The sequence below is a fragment of the Streptococcus sp. C150 genome (genome assembly GCF_000187445.1).
Classification (GTDB): domain Bacteria; phylum Bacillota; class Bacilli; order Lactobacillales; family Streptococcaceae; genus Streptococcus; species Streptococcus raffinosi.
In genome coordinates this window covers 167,788-185,597 of the sequence record NZ_GL698449.1, presented here as the reverse complement: position 1 = coordinate 185,597, position 17,810 = coordinate 167,788, and the positions used below count along the sequence as shown (strand labels likewise).

Sequence of the window (17,810 nt, the reverse complement as noted above, 5' to 3'; positions counted from 1 at the left end):
TATGCCCTAGTTTTCTATCTATTTTGCTATCACTAAATTATCTGTTTTATCGCTTCATTTAGCTAATTCCTTGAAGGCATCTAAATGACGAGACAAAACAGAGTTAGCCACATCGTCGACTGTGACCTGCTCTGCAACTTCTGTCTCACCTTATTCATTTTTAATTAAGGTGTCATATTCTACCAATACATACTTGGGCTTATTATTTTTTAGAATCACTGCAGTCCCCTTGCTGTCGACCATACGAGCAACTTTAGAAAAATTTTGGTTAGCTTCAGAAATGGGAACTAAATTTTCAAGATTAATCTGCATCATAATCCCCTCCCTAGATTTATCATAGCATTTTTTAGAGAAAACCAGTAAATAGGATATATTTGTCCTAGAAAGCGATTCTAAGACAATTAAAGTACATCCTTGTTTCAAAAGTTTGCAGATTTGAACTTCGTTTTGTTATAACATACATAAATAAACATTTGTTACGATAAAACATCGAAAAAACTATTTAATAGGTGATAAAAAATAACCTCCAATACATATTACATGTACATGGAGGTTAGTGCACCTTTTCGATATTAAAAAAATAATCTAGATAATCACTGATTTCATTAGAGGTATTCGCTAATGACTTTTTGATATCAATGACACCTAATAGTTCGAGATGTTCATTAAATATTTTGTTATAATCAATATTCGCTGTCAATAAAATAATTTGTGCATAAACGTTACTCCTCCTAATTTTTTTAACTTTTTTCCATAATTACAATTCTTTGTAAATGTGATAAAATAAAGAGTGTTAGTTGCTGTAGTAATCCTTATAGAATTAAAATGATTGTTAACTTTAACTTTTAACTTATATTTTTTAATATACTTTTTAACAGTTATCAACAACCAAAAGTGCCTCACAATATTGAACATACTTCACCTCCAATTCCTATTTTTATTATAGCTTGGTTATACCATTTAATTTGTCATATATCATAAACGGTTCATTTTTTGTCATTTACAGTAAAAGTATACCGATATAATAGTTTCTAGAACTGTTACGATATACCGGTTTTATGACTACTATCATTACTTAAAAGTTTCCATACTTATATGTGTACTGCATGTTAGGGAAAATTATCTGTATTTGCAAAGAAACATGGATTTTTATTTAGACGTCCTAAAAAAACAAAACAAATATATTTTCATACTGGAAAAAGACTTCAATGTTTTTTACTACAGTACTAAATTTTTTATCGAATGGAGAGTACACTAATTGTTAAATATTTTTATTTTAGAAGACGAATTTTTACAACAAACACGAATAGAGACCGTTATTAAGGATGTTATTGCAAAAAAATCTCTAAAATGTAAAGGACCTGAGATTTTTGGAAAACCTAGCCAGCTACTTGATGAAATTACCGAAAGAGGTTCTCATCAACTTTTCTTTTTAGATATTGAAATTAAAGGAGAAGAAAAAAAGGGGCTAGACATTGCAAAAGAAATTCGGAAAAAAGACCCTAATGCAACAATTGTTTTTGTAACAACACATTCAGAATTTATGCCAGTCACTTTTAAATATAGAGTTGCTGCACTAGATTTTATTGATAAAGCTTTAGATGATGAAGATTTTTATGAACGTGTTCATTTAGCAATTGAATATACCATGGATAAAATGGGTGCCACTATTGCCCAAGATTCATTTACTTTTGAAACAGCTACGGCCCATGTTCAAGTGCCTTTTAACAATATCTTATTTTTTGAGACATCTCCAACAATACATAAAGTTATTTTGCATACTAAAGAAGAACGCATGGAGTTCTACGCCAGTATTTCAGAAGTTGAACGAGCTGATGACCGCCTATTTCGATGCCATCGTTCATTTATCGTTAATCCTGAAAATATCGTTAGGATCAATAAGGAAGAAAAAATGGTCATGTTTGAAAATAATAATGAATGTCCCATTTCGCGTACGAAATATAAGGGCCTCCTAGAAAAAGTTAAATCTCTGAAAAGCTAAGGTGTTTCTATGGATATAGTTATAAATTTATTGCTGTTCTATTCTAAGATATTAGTAGCATTGTTACTGTTTCAACAGGTTAGTAACCAACCAATCAAACCTTTGTGGTGTATTATTGGTCCATTTTTGTATGTTCTACTCCTCATCATATGTCCTCCTGTTGGGTACTTTGCTTTCTTTTTTATCTTTATTGCTTATAACATATATCAAAATAAGTATGGTAGTAAAACACTTGATATTTTTTATGGCTTGTACCCCGTTATCGTTGAAAGCTTGCTAGGTAGAATGTTAGGATTCTACGTTTTCCCTCTACTAGGAGTCTCAGTCTTCAATGAAATCAAACTAAGTTGGTTTGATATCTTAATTGAATTACTGGTTTTCCCTCTTCATTTACTCATAGTAAAATCTCTTAGGTTAGATTTTAACGAAATAAAAGAAGGTTTCAAGCGTTACTATTTCAGGTATTTATTATTACTGATCAACATCTCTATGTTTGTATATATGCTCTTAGTTTCTATACTTGTTATTTATAGAGACAAATTAGCTGATGCAGATAATTGGAGAGGACATATTAATAACTTTTATATTGTTCTGTTTTTTGTAATGCTACTCTATCTCAATGCAATTTCAAAAGAAAAACTAGAAAAGGAAATAATTGATCAAAAAGATACTCAATTAAATGAACTATCTATTTACAGCCATCATGTTGAATCACTTTATGAGGAAATTAGAAGTTTCCGTCATGACTACATTAATATTTTGACCAGTCTAAAATTAGGAATTGATAATCAAGATATCGAAGCTATTAAAACTGTATACAATGGTGTCCTAAGAGATAGTGGAAACCAATTCTATGATAGTAAGTTTGATATTGCTAAACTTAGTAATATTAAGAATGATGCTATCAAAAGTATTCTTTCCGCTAAATTACTTGAGGCACAAAATAGAGGTATTTCAATTTCTGTTGAGATTGAAGAACCTGTTAGTAATTTTAGGATAGAATTACTAGATTTCATAACTGTTCTTTCTGTCCTTTGTGATAATGCTATCGAAGCTACGATTGAAGCTATAAGTCCAAGAATGACTGTTGCTTTCATGAATAATGATGATTCGTTGGTACTTATCGTTGAAAATAGTATAAAATCAGAAAAAGTGGATGTTAATCATATTTTTGATAGGGGGTACTCTAGTAAAGGGGAAGGAAGAGGTCTTGGGTTACATAATGTAAATAGCATATTGGAAAAATACCCTAAATCTACGATTACCACTCGTAGTGCAAATCATCTCTTTTCTCAAACTATCAGATTTTGTAAGTAATTCTCTACTTTTAACTTTAACCTCTTTAATCGACTTAGGTTTTGTATTTGAATAGTCTGTTTCTAGTATTTTTTGCTACATAGCTTAATAATTTTTGGGACCACTAGCATAGCTAGTGGTTTTCGTAAGACCAAAATAAGACAGTAACTTCAGAATAGTTACTGTCTTTTTTATTTCATGTTTTTCTTAAAGCCTTGATAGACTTGAAAAGTGGTTTATAAAGACTTCTTAATCATTTATCAATGCCCTACATCTGAATATGAAATATAATAACGTTCCCCATCTTTGACAAAACTATACCAGTTTCCATCAGGTAAAATTTCATATTTATCCCAATCAACATCACCTGCAGGCATTTTAGAAACAACCTCACTGTCTTTATCTGGTGCAGCATATACAGGGGTTTCCTCATCAAGTGTCAATGTTCCAGAAGTAGCTGTCCAAGCACCTCGACCACCTTCAACTCCTCCAACTTGAGAAGCTGGTGTTGTTGCTTCAGCCACTTGCCCACCATCTGTGGTACCTGCTTGAGCTTGTTCTTGAGAAGAAGCTTTAGGTACTACTGCTGAAGCCTGGTTGTCATTTTCTTTACTTGAAACTGCTGAAGATGATGATTGAGCTGCTTTCTTATCCTTCTTAACAGCTTTACTTGAGCTTGAAGATGATTTCTTAACCGTCCTGACTGAGCTACTACTTGAGCTAACACGTGCCGACTCATGACTATTAAACTTATTCACTAAAAAGACAGCGAGGATAACTACAATAAGAGCTGATAGGATACCAATGAGTTTAGTTGTTGTTTTCATGATTGACGTTCCTTTTCTTATGATTTACAAGATTAGTATAATATAAAGACAACTAAAGTTTCATTGAAGTCATAAACAGTAGTTTTTTTGTCATAAAAGGACAACATTTTCTATTTTTAGCGTCTGTTTTAAATGATGGTCTTTATAATATTATTCGTCATGATACAGAATTAAATGAAAAACTTGCACAACACGAACGAGATTACTTAGAGGGTGAAAGACGTGATCCACCTCCTACACAACTATTTGGATATGATGCTAAAACTGATAATGAATCAGATTTTCATTGTGAAGAATTGACTATTGAAAATGAAAATTTATAAAAAGGTTAGTTCTCGTATTTTTTTCTACGACTAATATCAAACATAATATATTTAGAAAAATTGAAAATAAGGAGATAATAAATGATAAATCATGTCAATTCCCAAATAAAAAATAGGAGAAGAAATACAGTTATTGCAAGAGGAAAAATCATAAATATCGAACATAATGAGGATTGCTCTTACTTAAAATTATTTATTCGAAATGGCGCTGGACTAAGACATACCTACTTAACATTTAGATATGACCCAAAATATTTTATATTAGTAAAAACCAATATGTAATAATTACAGCACATATTAAAAATAAACAAAACCAGTCTAAAATAGAAAAACAAAAAACTGCCAAATAATTTTTGGCAGGATTTTTGGCAGGAAACCAAATCAATTTATCAGTTTCTATCAATCGCTTATCGCAATAAAAAACCAGAGCTTATGCCCTGGTTTTCTTTATTAAGCGACTTGAATCGTTACCTTATTATTTAAGAGTAACTGAAGCTCCAGCTTCTTCAAGTTTAGCTTTGATTTCTTCAGCTTCAGCTGCAGCAACACCTTCTTTAATAACTGATGGTGCACCGTCAACGATAGCTTTAGCTTCTTTAAGACCTTCGCCTGTGATTTCACGTACAACTTTGATAACGCCAACTTTTTTGTCGCCTGCAGATGTCAATTCAACGTCGAATGAATCTTTAGCAGCACCAGCGTCAGCAGCACCAGCTGCAGCAGCAGCTACAGGAGCAGCAGCAGTTACGCCAAACTCTTCTTCGATAGCTTTTACAAGGTCGTTCAATTCAAGGATTGAAGCTTCTTTAATTTCAGCAATAATGTTTTCAATGTTCAATGCCATTGTGATTTCCTCCAAATGTGTTTTTTAATATAGTGTTTTAAACGTAGCTTAGGCTACGAGTTGTGAAGATGGGCTTATGCAGCACCGTCTTCTTTGCTTTCTGCAACCGCTTTGACAGCGTATGCAACGTTGCGCACTGGCGCTTGAAGTACAGAAAGGAGCATAGAAAGCATACCTTCTTTGTTTGGAAGTGATGCAAGAGCGTTGATTTCTTCGACTGAAGTGAACGCACCGTCAACAACACCACCTTTGATTTCAAGAGCTTCTGCGTCTTTAGCAAATTCGCTAATAACTTTTGCTGGTGCGATAACATCTTCGTTTGAGAATGCTACTGCAGATGGACCAACAAAAAGTTCTTTAAGGTCTTCAAGACCTGCTTCTTCAGCTGCACGGCTCAAGATAGAGTTTTTGATAACTTTAAATTCAACGCCTGATTCACGAAGATTACGACGAAGAACTGTATCTTGGTCAACTGTAAGTCCACGAGAGTCAACAACAACGATAGATGCTGCTGCTTTCATTTTCTCAGCGACGATAGCAACCTGTTCAGCTTTCTTAGCAATAATAGCTTCACTCATTAGTAGTTTTACCTCCGTTTTTATTTTTGGGCTAGGCACAAAAAAATCGTACCTAAACCTAGACACGAAAGTACAATACGTTACAAAAAAATAGTTACGTTTTGTGCCTCGGTTGGATGTTTACGAGTCTTGCTCCCCAACTGTCTTAGGTCAGTTTTTTCAAACCTTATTTATAATATCATGACCTAAATCAGACGTCAAGGAAAAAATACAATTTTTTTTATTTTTTTCTCTATCTTTTTTTGAAGACCATAAAACCTCTCAAAATCTAAAGATTTCAAGAGGTTATTTCTAATCATACCTAAGGGCTTCGATAGGATCGAGTTTCGAAGCCTTATTCGCTGGTAGGAGACCAAAGATAATCCCTACAGCTGCTGAGAAGGCTATGCTTCCCATGGCTACACCAAGAGAAACCGTCGCTTTAAGGTCCATGGCATTCCCAATTGGTCCAACAACTAGGGCTGCAAAGCCTAGCCCAATCAAACCTCCCAGAATAGTCAGAACCATCGACTCAATCAAAAACTGGGTCAAGATTTTACGACGTGTAGCACCTAAAGCCTTACGAAGACCAATCTCTCGTGTCCGCTCAGTTACCGAAACCAACATGATGTTCATAACACCGATTCCGCCAACTAATAATGAAATCCCAGCAATAGCTCCGACAACGGTGGTAATGGTTCCAAAGATCGTGTTCACCTGATCTAGGGCCGAACTCATATCTGCTGCCTTATATTTTCCATTGTCATCTTGGGCCAACTGGGTCAAGCGTTTAGCAGCATCCTTAGCAACGCTACTACTATTTTTTACATCGGTCACATGGAAAAAAATCTGGCCAATAGCATCAGTGTTATTTTCAGCCGCTAACTGGGTATTGGCCACAAGAGCTGTTCCAATTTCACCATAGGCACCGATTGCTGTGTCTTTATTCTTATAAACACCAATCACACGATAATCATTGTTCCCAATAGTAACCACTTGGTTAAGGGCATCCCCATTCGTCTCAAAGAGTTTTTTAGCCACCATCTGATCAATGACAATAACTCGTGAAAAGTTTTTATAATCATTGTCTTGCAAGGAACGTCCTGTTAACATCTCTAACTTTTTAGCTTTAAAGTAGCCCTGACTGGCACCTGTGATATTAACATTCTTCACGGTCTTTTTTTGGAGGGAGATAGAGGAAGTTAGGCTGTTAGTCACAAAATAGCTATCAATACCAGGCGTCTGCCTAGCCACTTGCTCCAACCAAACTTCTTTGACTGGTTTGGTTGGCTTTGCCAAATCAGCATAGGCAGGGTCTAGTTCTTCCCCTTTAGCCTCATAGTAGACTTGGACAGTATCCTTATCACCTGTCACGCTATCAGTTACACTCTGACGCATTCCGTTTCCTAGCCCCATGATGAGCACGACAGCAGCAACACCAATGATAATACCCAACATGGTCAAAAAGGACCGCATCTTGTGTGACCGAATAGAACTAAGAGCAAATTTCCAATTTTCCATACTTACCTCCTAGTCGATTCGAACGCTATCCGTCGTGTCCTGGGTAATTTCCCCATCACGGATGACAATCTTACGTCGGGCATAGTCTGCAATCTCTGGCTCGTGGGTAACCATAATAATGGTTTTCCCCTCACGATTCAGCTGGGTTAAAAGCTCCATAATCTGCATTCCCGTCTTGGTATCTAGGGCACCCGTTGGTTCATCTGCTAAAATGATTGCTGGATTATTAGACAAGGCACGCGCAATAGCCACCCTCTGCTTTTGTCCACCAGATAACTCCGATGGTAGGTGATGGCTACGGTCAGACAAACCGACTTTTTCCAAAAATTGTTGCGCTTTTTGCTTACGTTCACTCGGAGATTTTCCAGCATAAATTAAGGGAAGCTCCACATTCTTTTGGGCGCTTAGCTTTGGTAGGAGAAAAAACTGTTGAAAGATAAAGCCAATCTGATTATTTCGCACCTTAGCCAAGCGGTTTTCGGAGAGTTCAGCCACATCCTCATTCTCGAGTTGATAGGAACCAGATGTCGGTCGATCAAGGAGTCCAATAATATTCATAAGCGTTGACTTTCCTGAACCAGAAGGACCCATGATAGCCACAAAGTCCCCTTCCTCAACTGATAAGTCAATGCCTTTAAGGACTTGCAGAGTTTCAGGTCCATTTTTGAAGGACTTGGTAATGCCTTTTAAAACCATAAGCGCTGGCTTAGTCACTAGACCTCACCTCTTCTCCACTGGTGTCTTTGGACTTTTTACCCTTAGCATCTGTCACGTCCTTTAGAGTCTCACCATCCTTAAAGGATTTATCGGCCTTGGTGATAACCTTTTGGCCTTCTTTAAGCCCTGATGCAATCTCTTGTTGCTTAGCATCCGCATTGCCAAGCTTGACTTTGACTTGCTTAATCTTCTGACTGTCTTCGTCGTAAACCCAGACATAGTTGTCAGAACCTTTCTTAGTCACAGCAGTTACAGGAACCAATAAAGCATCTTCGTCCTTAGTAACCTCAAGAGACACATTGAAGCCTTGTTTGAGCTTACCGATAGGACTGGTCAATTGAACCTTGTATTCATATTGAGAACTCGTCTGACCTGAATTTCCCGAAGCATTAGCTGACTGGCTGGCATTTTGCTTCGGATAATTGGAGATATAATTGACTTTACCTGTCCAGGTTTGGTCTGGGTATACTTTTGACGTAATCTTGACCTTTTGCCCCACTGAAATATTTGGCATATCATACTCGGTTAAGGTTCCCTGAATTTCGAATTGGCCTTCACTAGTCACGTGAACAAGGGTCTGGCTCTCTTTGGAAGCAGGGTCCACAGAGTCCGCCACTTCTACGACTGTTCCATTCACATCGGAAACAATGACCGTTTGATTAAGTACATCCTGAGCCTTTTCGAGCTCTGAGGCTGCATTAGCAACGGCATCATTATAATCTTGCAAGGTTTGGTAATTACTGGCTTGGGTTTGCTGACGCTGTTGAGCTGTCACTGCAGCTGTCGAATCATCTTCGTCTGTATCCTCGCTAGTTTGCGCTGAAGCTGCAGGAGCTGTTCCATACTGTTGGAAATAATTACGATCACGAACAGCCTTGTTATAGGCACGACTTGCAATATCGTAGGCTGCTTGGGCAGATGTGCTATCATATTGAACCAACTGCTGACCAGCACTCACTTCTTCACCTGTAGAAACAGTTACAGTGGCGTTACGTCCGATAGTATTGTCAAAATAAACGTACTGCTCTGACTGAGCCTTGACCATACCCGTTAGGAGGGTCGAGGAGGCCAGCTGTCCCTTGATGACCTTACTTGCTGTAGGACCTTCAATAGCCTTGTTCCCTTGGCCACCTCCTCCCAACAGGTTAAAAATCAGGATCAATAGGACAAGAATCCCTATGCCTCCAATGATCCAAACTCTTTTCTTATTTTTAAATAGCTTTAGACTGATTCTCTTTCGCATACGTCTCTCTTTCTAATTGTATTGTATAGATGTAACAATTGTAATATTTTTAAGATTCCCTGTCAATGAGTTCCAGTACACCATAGTGTAGCTTTTGATTGGGACGAACCTGACGTTCAAACCCAAGTTCTTCAAAAACGGTATCACGAAAATGTGCCTTGATGATAATTTTTTCCCGTGCAACACGCTTGGCCTCATTTAGCCATTCTTCTGTCAGACGACTGCCATTGGCCAGAGGCTTGATAGCCTCAAGATTTTCCGATTCCTTAATGGTCTCTGAAAACATAGGATCAGCATAGATGATGTTAAAAGAATTGTCAGCTTGAGCCTTCAAAAAAGACAAACTATCGCTCTTAATAGCCTTAATAGAACGCATGGCCTTTTCAAGCTGCTTATCATCTGTCTGATAAGAGGCAAGACCACGAGAAACCACCTGAAAAATCACTTCTTGACTCTCAAGGGCAGTCACCTGATTTCCCGCTGCTGCCATCACTAGGCTATCAGAAGCCAGACCCATAGTCGTGTCAAGAATAGTCTTGGGAAACTTGCCTAAAAGACTGACTAGAGCGTCATGGGGGGCCTTAATCCTTAGGGCAGCCGTATCTGGATGAAAGGTCAATTCACTAGCATCCGCATTGATAAAAGACAGTCTGTCTTTATATAGAAGATAGAACGGTCCAAAGCGCTCTAAACATTTCGCCAAAGATAACTTGCGCCGAGGCTGGTAGTCAGCTCCGAGGTCGAGAACTAAGGCTTGGGCACGGGCAATCAATTCCTCATTTTCACGTAAAGATGTCGTAATAATCATGTTTCTAGTATAGCAAAATTTAAGTAGCCTAAACCATGGTCTTAGCTTTCATTTTTAACTTTCTAGCTTACATTTGTGTAAGAAAAAAGCCCCAGCAAAGCTGAGACTCATTACAGCAATCAACTAGGTTTAAATATGACACGAAAGATAAAACTCTGTAGGGAATATGAAAGAGTTTTTTGCGAACCTAGTCAGCTTAGACCGAGACTTTTGGCAGTGATGAAAACGCCTGAAACAATTAGTCTCAGGCGTTCGGAAGTTTTGAGACGTTCGGCTCAAAACTTAGTCATGGAACTTCGAAGAAGATCGCTGACTTCCGCCATCACCCAAGAAAAGTCTCAAAAGAAAACTGTGTCTTCAATAAAAAAAGTCCCGGCAAAGCTGAGACTCTCTTTCATAATTAGATAGCTTCTGTTGTAAAGCTACGGCTTTCAAGCACACGCACCATAGCATCTGCTGTATCAAGCGCTGTGAAGAGTGGGATACCTGCTTCAATAGCTGAGCTACGGATAGCTGCACCATCTTCGTCATAAGTACGTTTGTTACCAACAGTATTGACAATAGCTTGCGCCTTACCTGAACGAACAAGGGCTGGGATGTCGTTGTCATCATTTTCACCCAACTTGTGCACAAGTGTTGCCTGAACACCATGTTCATTCAAGAACTTAGCTGTGCCTGCAGTAGCATAGATGCCGTAACCGATAGCATCGAAACGACGGGCCAAACCAAGGGCTTCTTCTTTGGTATCGTCATGAATCGTAAAGATAACATTACCAAAGGTTGGCAAGTGAAGGTAAGAAGCTTCAAAGGCTTTGTAGAGGGCCTTCTCAAGCGTTGCATCTGTACCCATAACTTCACCAGTTGATTTCATTTCAGGTCCAAGGAGGCTATCTACCTTAGCCAATTTTGTGAATGAGAAGACTGGTGCCTTGACATGAACGTGTTTGCTTTCAGGATAAAGGCCATCTTTGTAACCTTGCTCTGCCAAAGATTTACCAAGAATCAAGTTTGTAGCCACCTGAGCCATTGGAATATCCGTTACCTTAGACAAGAATGGCACGGTACGGCTGGCACGTGGATTCACCTCGATTACATAAACCGTTTCGCCCTTGATAACGAACTGAATATTCATCATACCAATACAGTTAAGACCGATGGCCAAACGTTTAGTGTAATCAGCAATCGTTTCTTGGATCTTCTTAGAAAGGGTTTGTGGTGGGTAAACCGCCATTGAATCCCCTGAGTGAACCCCTGCACGTTCGATGTGTTCCATGATACCAGGAATCAAGACATCCTTACCATCAGAAATGGCATCTACTTCACACTCACGTCCAATGATATAACTATCGACAAGGACTGGGTGGTCAGGACTCGCCTTAACGGCTGTACGCATGTAAGAGCGAAGGTCGTCTTCATTTTCCACGATTTCCATGGCACGTCCACCCAAAACGTATGACGGACGAACAAGGACTGGGAAGCCGATCTTACGAGCTGCTTCAACCGCTTCTTCTTCATTTGTCGCTGTTTGACCTGGTGGTTGTGGGATGTTGAGATCAATAAGAGCTTGTTCAAAGAGGTCACGGTCTTCGGCACGGTCCAAATCAGCAACCTGAGTACCCAAGATTTTCACACCTGCTTTAGACAATGGCTCAGCCAAGTTGATAGCTGTTTGACCACCAAACTGCACCACAACACCCTTAGGTTGTTCCAATTCGATGACGTTCATCACGTCTTCAAAGGTCAATGGCTCAAAGTACAATTTATCTGAAACTGAGAAGTCTGTTGAAACTGTTTCAGGGTTAGAGTTCATAATGATAGCTTCGTAACCTGCAGCTTGGATAGCTTTAACAGAGTGAACCGTTGCATAGTCAAACTCAACCCCTTGTCCGATACGGATAGGACCTGAACCAAGAACGATAACAGATTCTTTATCAGACTTGATAGATTCATTTTCCCACTCGTAAGTTGAGTAGAAATATGGTGTTGAAGATTCGAACTCGGCTGCACAAGTATCAACCATCTTGTAAACAGGAACGATATGATTTTCCAAACGAGTGGCACGGACTTGGTCAGCTGTTTGGTTCCAAAGTTCCGCAATCTTACGGTCAGAGAAACCATTGCGTTTGGCTTCTTTCAAAACAGCAATGTCGCCGACATGACTTGCCAATTCTTGTTCCAATTCGAAGATATGGAGCAATTTGTCAAGGAAGAAAATATCAATCTTAGTCAACTCTGACAATTCTTCAATAGTGTAACCACGACGGATAGCTTCAGAAAGGTAGAAGAGACGGTCGTCTTGCGCTTTAACAACCTTTTCCACCAAGGCATCATCTGTTACTTCGGCAAGTTCAGGTATTTCATTGTGGTGAACACCGATTTCAAGCGAACGACAAGCCTTAAGAAGAGACTCTTCAATGTTACGACCAATGGCCATAACTTCACCAGTCGCTTTCATCTGAGTACCAAGACGACGTTCCCCATGTTCAAACTTATCAAATGGGAAACGTGGGATTTTGGCAACCACGTAGTCAAGGGCTGGTTCAAACATTGAGTAGGTTGTACCAGTGACTGGGTTAATCATCTCATCAAGTGTCAAACCAACAGCGATTTTAGCCGCCAATTTAGCGATTGGGTAACCTGTTGCTTTTGAAGCAAGGGCTGATGAACGTGATACACGTGGGTTTACTTCGATAACATAGTACTTGAAGCTATTAGGATCAAGCGCCAACTGCACGTTACAACCACCCTCAATCTTAAGGGCACGGATAATCTTCAAGCTGGCATCACGAAGCATTTGGTTTTCAATATCTGACAAGGTTTGCGTTGGGGCAAATACGATTGAGTCCCCTGTGTGAATACCAACTGGGTCGAAGTTTTCCATGTTACAAACCACAAGAGCATTGTCAGCAGCATCACGCATTACTTCGTATTCGATTTCTTTGAAACCAGCGATAGAACGTTCAATCAAACATTGGGTTACTGGTGACAACTTCAAACCATTTTCAGCGATTTCACGAAGTTCTTCTTCATTGGCACACATACCACCACCGGTACCACCAAGGGTAAAGGCAGGACGGACAATAACTGGATAACCAATTTTTGAAGCAAAAGCCACTGCTTCTTCCACCGTATTAACGATTTCAGATTCAGGAATTGGCTGATGCAAATCTTCCATCAATTGTTTAAAGAGATCACGGTCTTCGGCTTGATCAATGGCAGACAATTTTGTCCCCAATAATTCAACGCCAAGCTCATCAAGAATACCAGCTTTAGACAATTCCATGGCCATATTCAAACCAGTTTGTCCACCAAGTGTTGGCAAGAGAGCATCAGGACGTTCTTTACGAAGAATACGTGTCACAAACTCAAGTGTGATAGGTTCAATGTAAACCTTGTCTGCGATTTCTTTATCAGTCATGATAGTCGCAGGGTTTGAGTTGACAAGAACAACACTGTAGCCTTCCTCTTTCAAAGCCAAGCAAGCTTGCGTACCAGCGTAGTCAAACTCAGCAGCCTGACCAATGATAATAGGACCAGACCCGATAACCATAATTTTTTTAATATCAGAACGTTTAGGCATAATTTATGATACAAAGCCCGTTAAGGACCCAGTGAAAATAGGAAACGTGACGACGACGCCTAAGCGTCTAGTCACCGTTTCTCTTTTTCACACCGTCCTTAGGGCGTGTTCACTTTCGTGAACCTGTATCTTCTCCTTTCTATTTGACAACTCTCTGGTTGTCATTAAATAAGGTAGTAGACTGGGGCAAACAAGAATCGCACCCCATTATAGTCACTAGACAGTTGCAATTAACGACGTGCTTTTTCAGCTTGGAAAGCATCAATCAATTCCAAGAACTCATCAAAGAGATAGCTAGCATCGTGTGGACCAGGTGCTGCATCTGGGTGGAATTGCACTGAAAAGGCAGGGAAGTCACGGTGACGAACACCTTCAACTGACTTATCGTTAATCTCTTCGTGTGTTACCATGAGGCAATCTGGAAGTGTGTCACGGTCAATAGCATAACCATGGTTTTGGCTGGTAAAATCAACACGACCAGTCGCAATTTCACGAACCGCATGGTTAAAGCCACGGTGACCAAACTTCATCTTGTAAGCCTTGGCACCATTCGCCAAACTAAACAACTGGTGACCCATACAAATCCCGAAAATTGGAATTTTACCTTGGATACCACGAATCATATCAAGTGCATATGGCACATCTTCAGGGTTACCAGGACCATTTGACAACATCACACCATCTGGATTAAGATGGAGAATTTCTTCAGCCGTAATATTGTGAGGGACAACCGTCACATTACAGTCACGTTTTGAAAATTCACGCAAGATAGAGTGTTTAAGACCAAAGTCAACCAAAACAATGTTTTTACCAACACCAGGTGCAGGGTAAGCTGTCTTAGTAGAGACCTGTTCAATATTATTTGTAGGCAAAACAGTGGCACGTAATTGATCTTGCAAGTGCTCAATACTGTCACCAGGATCAGCCATAGTTGCCTTCATGGTACCGTGTTGACGGATAATCTTAGTCAAGGCACGTGTATCAATACCAGAAATACCAGGGATGTTTTTAGCTTTCAAAAACTCATCCAAAGTCATTTGGTTACGCCAGTTGCTGGCACGACGGCTAGCCTCTGATACCACCACACCCTTAGTTGTAGGTGTGATTGATTCATAGTCATCACGGTTAACTCCATAATTACCAACAAGTGGATAGGTAAAGGTCAAGATTTGACCATTGTAAGACTGGTCAGTGATAGATTCTTGATAACCTGTCATACCAGTATTAAAGACGATTTCACCAGTCACATCCACATCAGCACCGAAGGCCTGACCTTCAAAAATTGTGCCGTCTTCCAAAATAAGTAAACGTTTTGCCATTATAGTAAATTGTTCCTTTCACTAAGATACAAAGGGCGTTAAAAATCTGAATGAAAAGCAAATCTGACAGAGAAACTCAAGCTTCTAGAAAGATTTAGCTATTTTTCGAAGATTTAGCCCGTGTTCATTTTCGTCTGATTCTCTCTGGAATCTGTTAACGTTGTTTACGCTTTGCCATTTAAAATAGCTTCAATAATTGCCATACGGACAAAGACCCCATTTTGCATCTGAGCAACGATACGAGCCTTAGGCGCTTCCACCAAGCTATCAGCAATCTCCACATCACGATTAACCGGAGCAGGGTGCATGATGATAGCATGGTCTGCTAACTTGGCATAACGTTCTTCAGTCAAACCATAGAGAGCATGGTATTCTTCTTTTGAAAATCCCTTGTCATCCCCATGACGCTCGTGCTGAACACGAAGCAACATGAGCACATCTAGGTCCTCAATCACATCGTCAATGGCGACATGCTGACCATAGACATCAAATTCATTAGAGTACCAAACCTCAGGACCAGCAAAATACAGCTGAGCACCCAAACGCTTGAGAATCTGCATATTTGACTTAGCCACACGAGAATAAGTGATGTCACCGGCAATACAAACCTTAAGATTTTCAAAAGTTCCAAACTCTTCGTAAATAGTCATCAAATCAAGCAAACACTGACTTGGGTGTTGCCCAGAACCATCACCCCCATTGACAATAGAGGTCTGAATGGTTCTACTATCAATCAACTGCTTATAGTAATCAACTTCCGAGTGACGAACCACACAGATGTCCACACCCAAAGCAGACATGGTCAAAATTGTATCATAGAGGGTTTCACCCTTATTCACTGAGCTTGTTCCAGCATCGAACTCAATCACATCCAAACCAAGTTTCTTCTCAGCCACTTCGAAAGATTTGTGGGTTCGAGTTGAATTTTCAAAAAAGAGATTGGCAGCGAAATACTGTCGATCCAGCTGGAAATCAGCTCTGCCATTTTTAAAATCTCCACCTCGACGAATCAGGCCCAAGACCTCTTCATTCGTGAGGGTTTCCATGGTCACCAAATGCTTGAGTGACACTTTTCCATCTGCAATCGCCATAGTTTTTCCTTTTAAAATGATTAACTAATCCTTGCTACCTTTATTAGGGTCTGGCAAGATTTGGTAAAGCAAGATACCGAGAATAGTCGAACTTGCCACACCAGTAATTTGAAGACCACCAAGGTCAATCATCAAACCACCAATACCTGATACCAAGATAACACTAGCAATCAAGAGATTCTTTTTATTATCAAAATCAATCTTATGTTCAACTAAAATTTTCATACCGCTAGCAGCGATAACCCCAAAGAGGGCAATGGAAATCCCACCCAAAACAGCCGTTGGGATGGAACTCAAGAGAGCAGATACCTTACCGATAAAGCTCATCAAGACCGCAATCACTGCTGCACCTGCAATAACGTAAACTGAGTAGACCTTACTGAGGGCCATAACCCCAATATTTTCACCATAAGAAGTTACCGGAGGAGCTCCAAAGAAACCAGCAATGATTTGTGCCAAACCATCACCAGTAAGGGTATGGTCAAGACCTGGATCTTTGAAGTAATCACGACCAGTCAAACTGTTTAGAACCATGACATGACCGAAATGTTCCGTCATTGTCACAAAGGCAATCGGAGCCATAGTTAAAATCGCACTTGGATAGAACTTGAAGTCGTAATTTACAAGCGGAATATCAAAGCTTGGAACTTGGAACCAATGAGCAGCCGCAACTTTTGAAAATTGAACAAACTCATGTCCCGTTAACCAACCAAAAACCACTGAGAAAATATAACCAACTATCAAGCCCAACAAAATTGGAATAACACCAACAATTTTCTTGCCATACATGTTAAAGAGGATAACCGCAAAGAGAGTCACCATAGAAATTACAAGGCTGAAGACACTATAGGTGTCATTAACCATTGTCGCATCCTTAACAGCATTAGCCGCAAGACTTAAACCGATAACAATGATAATAGGACCGACCACGATTGGCGGAAGGACCTTATCAATCCAGTTATTTCCTGCGTACTTAACAATCAAGGCAACAATCAAGTAGACCAAACCACCAGCCATGGCACCTTGAGCCACCGCCGCAATACCATCAGACTTCATAAGCATCTGCATAGCAGCAATGTAGGCAAAACTAGACCCCATATAAGCTGGAATCTTATACTTAGTCACCGTCAAGTGAGCCAAAGTTCCCAAACCAGATGAGAAAAGAGCAATGGCAGGATCAATCCCAACCAAAATCGGCACAAGCACCGTAGCACCAAACATGGCAAACAAGTGCTGGAATGACAAACCAACCAACAAACCAGGTTTCGGCATATCATTCACATCATATTTTACGTTATTCACGATATCAAAGGACTCCTTAAAACAAGATACAAAGGGACGTTTTGGCGTAGCCAAACATTTCTGTAGAAAAATAGGAAGTCGACAAGGCACTCCAAAGAGTGCTAGGAGACTTATCTTTTTTCCTAAGAAATGAGTCCCGTGTTCAATTAACAAGATACAAAGCCCGTTTAAAGCCTAAAGCAAAAATAGGAAATACGATGACGGAGCGTCAGCTCCTAAGAGTATTTATCTTTTTTGCACAAGGCTTAGGGCGTGTTCAATTAACAAGATACAAAGGGCGTATAAAGAGCAAAGTAAAATTAGGAAATCTGACACCGAAGCTTTAGCTTCTAGGAAGATTTATCTATTTTACACAGCTCTTAGCCCGTGTTCAATTAACA

13 protein-coding genes, 1 pseudogene and 1 other annotated feature are annotated in these 17,810 nt (G+C 39.5%); of the genes and pseudogenes, 2 read left to right on the top strand and 12 right to left on the bottom strand.

Annotated elements, in window-relative coordinates; translation table 11 throughout:
• Positions 1–54 precede the first annotated feature (54 nt).
• Positions 55–312 (bottom strand): annotated as a pseudogene (locus tag HMPREF0848_RS10790) (type II toxin-antitoxin system Phd/YefM family antitoxin).
• 946 nt (positions 313–1,258) lie between these two features.
• Between HMPREF0848_RS10790 and HMPREF0848_RS00865 the strand changes: the two are divergent.
• Both HMPREF0848_RS00865 and HMPREF0848_RS00860 read left to right on the top strand, forming a co-directional pair.
• Positions 1,259–2,002 (top strand): response regulator transcription factor, encoded by a 744-nt coding sequence (locus HMPREF0848_RS00865; RefSeq protein WP_008534015.1) that lies wholly within the window; start codon positions 1,259–1,261, stop codon positions 2,000–2,002.
• 9 nt (positions 2,003–2,011) lie between these two features.
• Entirely contained in the window at positions 2,012–3,319 is a 1,308-nt protein-coding gene (locus tag HMPREF0848_RS00860; RefSeq protein ID WP_008534014.1) for a sensor histidine kinase, read from the top strand.
• Between the two features lie 239 nt (positions 3,320–3,558).
• Here the strand turns inward: HMPREF0848_RS00860 and HMPREF0848_RS00855 are convergent, their stop codons facing one another.
• The 11 genes from HMPREF0848_RS00855 to HMPREF0848_RS00800 form a co-directional block, all read right to left on the bottom strand.
• Positions 3,559–4,125, bottom strand: coding sequence for a hypothetical protein (locus HMPREF0848_RS00855; RefSeq protein ID WP_008534013.1), 567 nt, complete (start codon positions 4,123–4,125; stop codon positions 3,559–3,561).
• 798 nt (positions 4,126–4,923) lie between these two features.
• A complete protein-coding gene (gene rplL, locus HMPREF0848_RS00845) occupies positions 4,924–5,292 on the bottom strand; it encodes a 50S ribosomal protein L7/L12 (protein ID WP_004183006.1) in 369 nt (122 codons plus the stop codon).
• 74 nt (positions 5,293–5,366) lie between these two features.
• On the bottom strand, positions 5,367–5,870 hold the full coding sequence (gene rplJ / locus HMPREF0848_RS00840) for a 50S ribosomal protein L10 (protein ID WP_003095623.1): 504 nt from the start codon (positions 5,868–5,870) through the stop codon (positions 5,367–5,369).
• 31 nt (positions 5,871–5,901) lie between these two features.
• Positions 5,902–6,038: a sequence feature (ribosomal protein L10 leader region), on the bottom strand.
• Positions 6,039–6,161: 123 nt separating this feature from the next.
• A complete protein-coding gene (locus HMPREF0848_RS00835; protein WP_008534010.1) occupies positions 6,162–7,370 on the bottom strand; it encodes an ABC transporter permease in 1,209 nt (402 codons plus the stop codon).
• Positions 7,371–7,379: 9 nt separating this feature from the next.
• Positions 7,380–8,066 carry an ABC transporter ATP-binding protein gene (locus HMPREF0848_RS00830; RefSeq protein ID WP_374116745.1) on the bottom strand — a complete coding sequence of 229 codons (687 nt, stop codon included), beginning with the start codon at positions 8,064–8,066 and terminating at the stop codon, positions 7,380–7,382.
• Between the two features lie 10 nt (positions 8,067–8,076).
• Entirely contained in the window at positions 8,077–9,330 is a 1,254-nt protein-coding gene (locus HMPREF0848_RS00825; RefSeq protein WP_008534007.1) for an efflux RND transporter periplasmic adaptor subunit, read from the bottom strand.
• Positions 9,331–9,379: 49 nt separating this feature from the next.
• On the bottom strand, positions 9,380–10,138 hold the full coding sequence (locus HMPREF0848_RS00820) for a class I SAM-dependent methyltransferase (protein WP_008534006.1): 759 nt from the start codon (positions 10,136–10,138) through the stop codon (positions 9,380–9,382).
• Positions 10,139–10,538: 400 nt separating this feature from the next.
• Positions 10,539–13,718: a carbamoyl-phosphate synthase large subunit gene (gene carB, locus HMPREF0848_RS00815; RefSeq protein ID WP_008534004.1), complete on the bottom strand. Its 3,180-nt coding sequence runs from the start codon at positions 13,716–13,718 to the stop codon at positions 10,539–10,541.
• 230 nt (positions 13,719–13,948) lie between these two features.
• Positions 13,949–15,037: a carbamoyl phosphate synthase small subunit gene (locus HMPREF0848_RS00810; RefSeq protein WP_002889463.1), complete on the bottom strand. Its 1,089-nt coding sequence runs from the start codon at positions 15,035–15,037 to the stop codon at positions 13,949–13,951.
• 164 nt (positions 15,038–15,201) lie between these two features.
• On the bottom strand, positions 15,202–16,128 hold the full coding sequence (locus HMPREF0848_RS00805; RefSeq protein ID WP_008534002.1) for an aspartate carbamoyltransferase catalytic subunit: 927 nt from the start codon (positions 16,126–16,128) through the stop codon (positions 15,202–15,204).
• A gap of 24 nt (positions 16,129–16,152) precedes the next feature.
• Positions 16,153–17,430: a solute carrier family 23 protein gene (locus HMPREF0848_RS00800; RefSeq protein WP_037608722.1), complete on the bottom strand. Its 1,278-nt coding sequence runs from the start codon at positions 17,428–17,430 to the stop codon at positions 16,153–16,155.
• Positions 17,431–17,810: the final 380 nt, after the last annotated feature.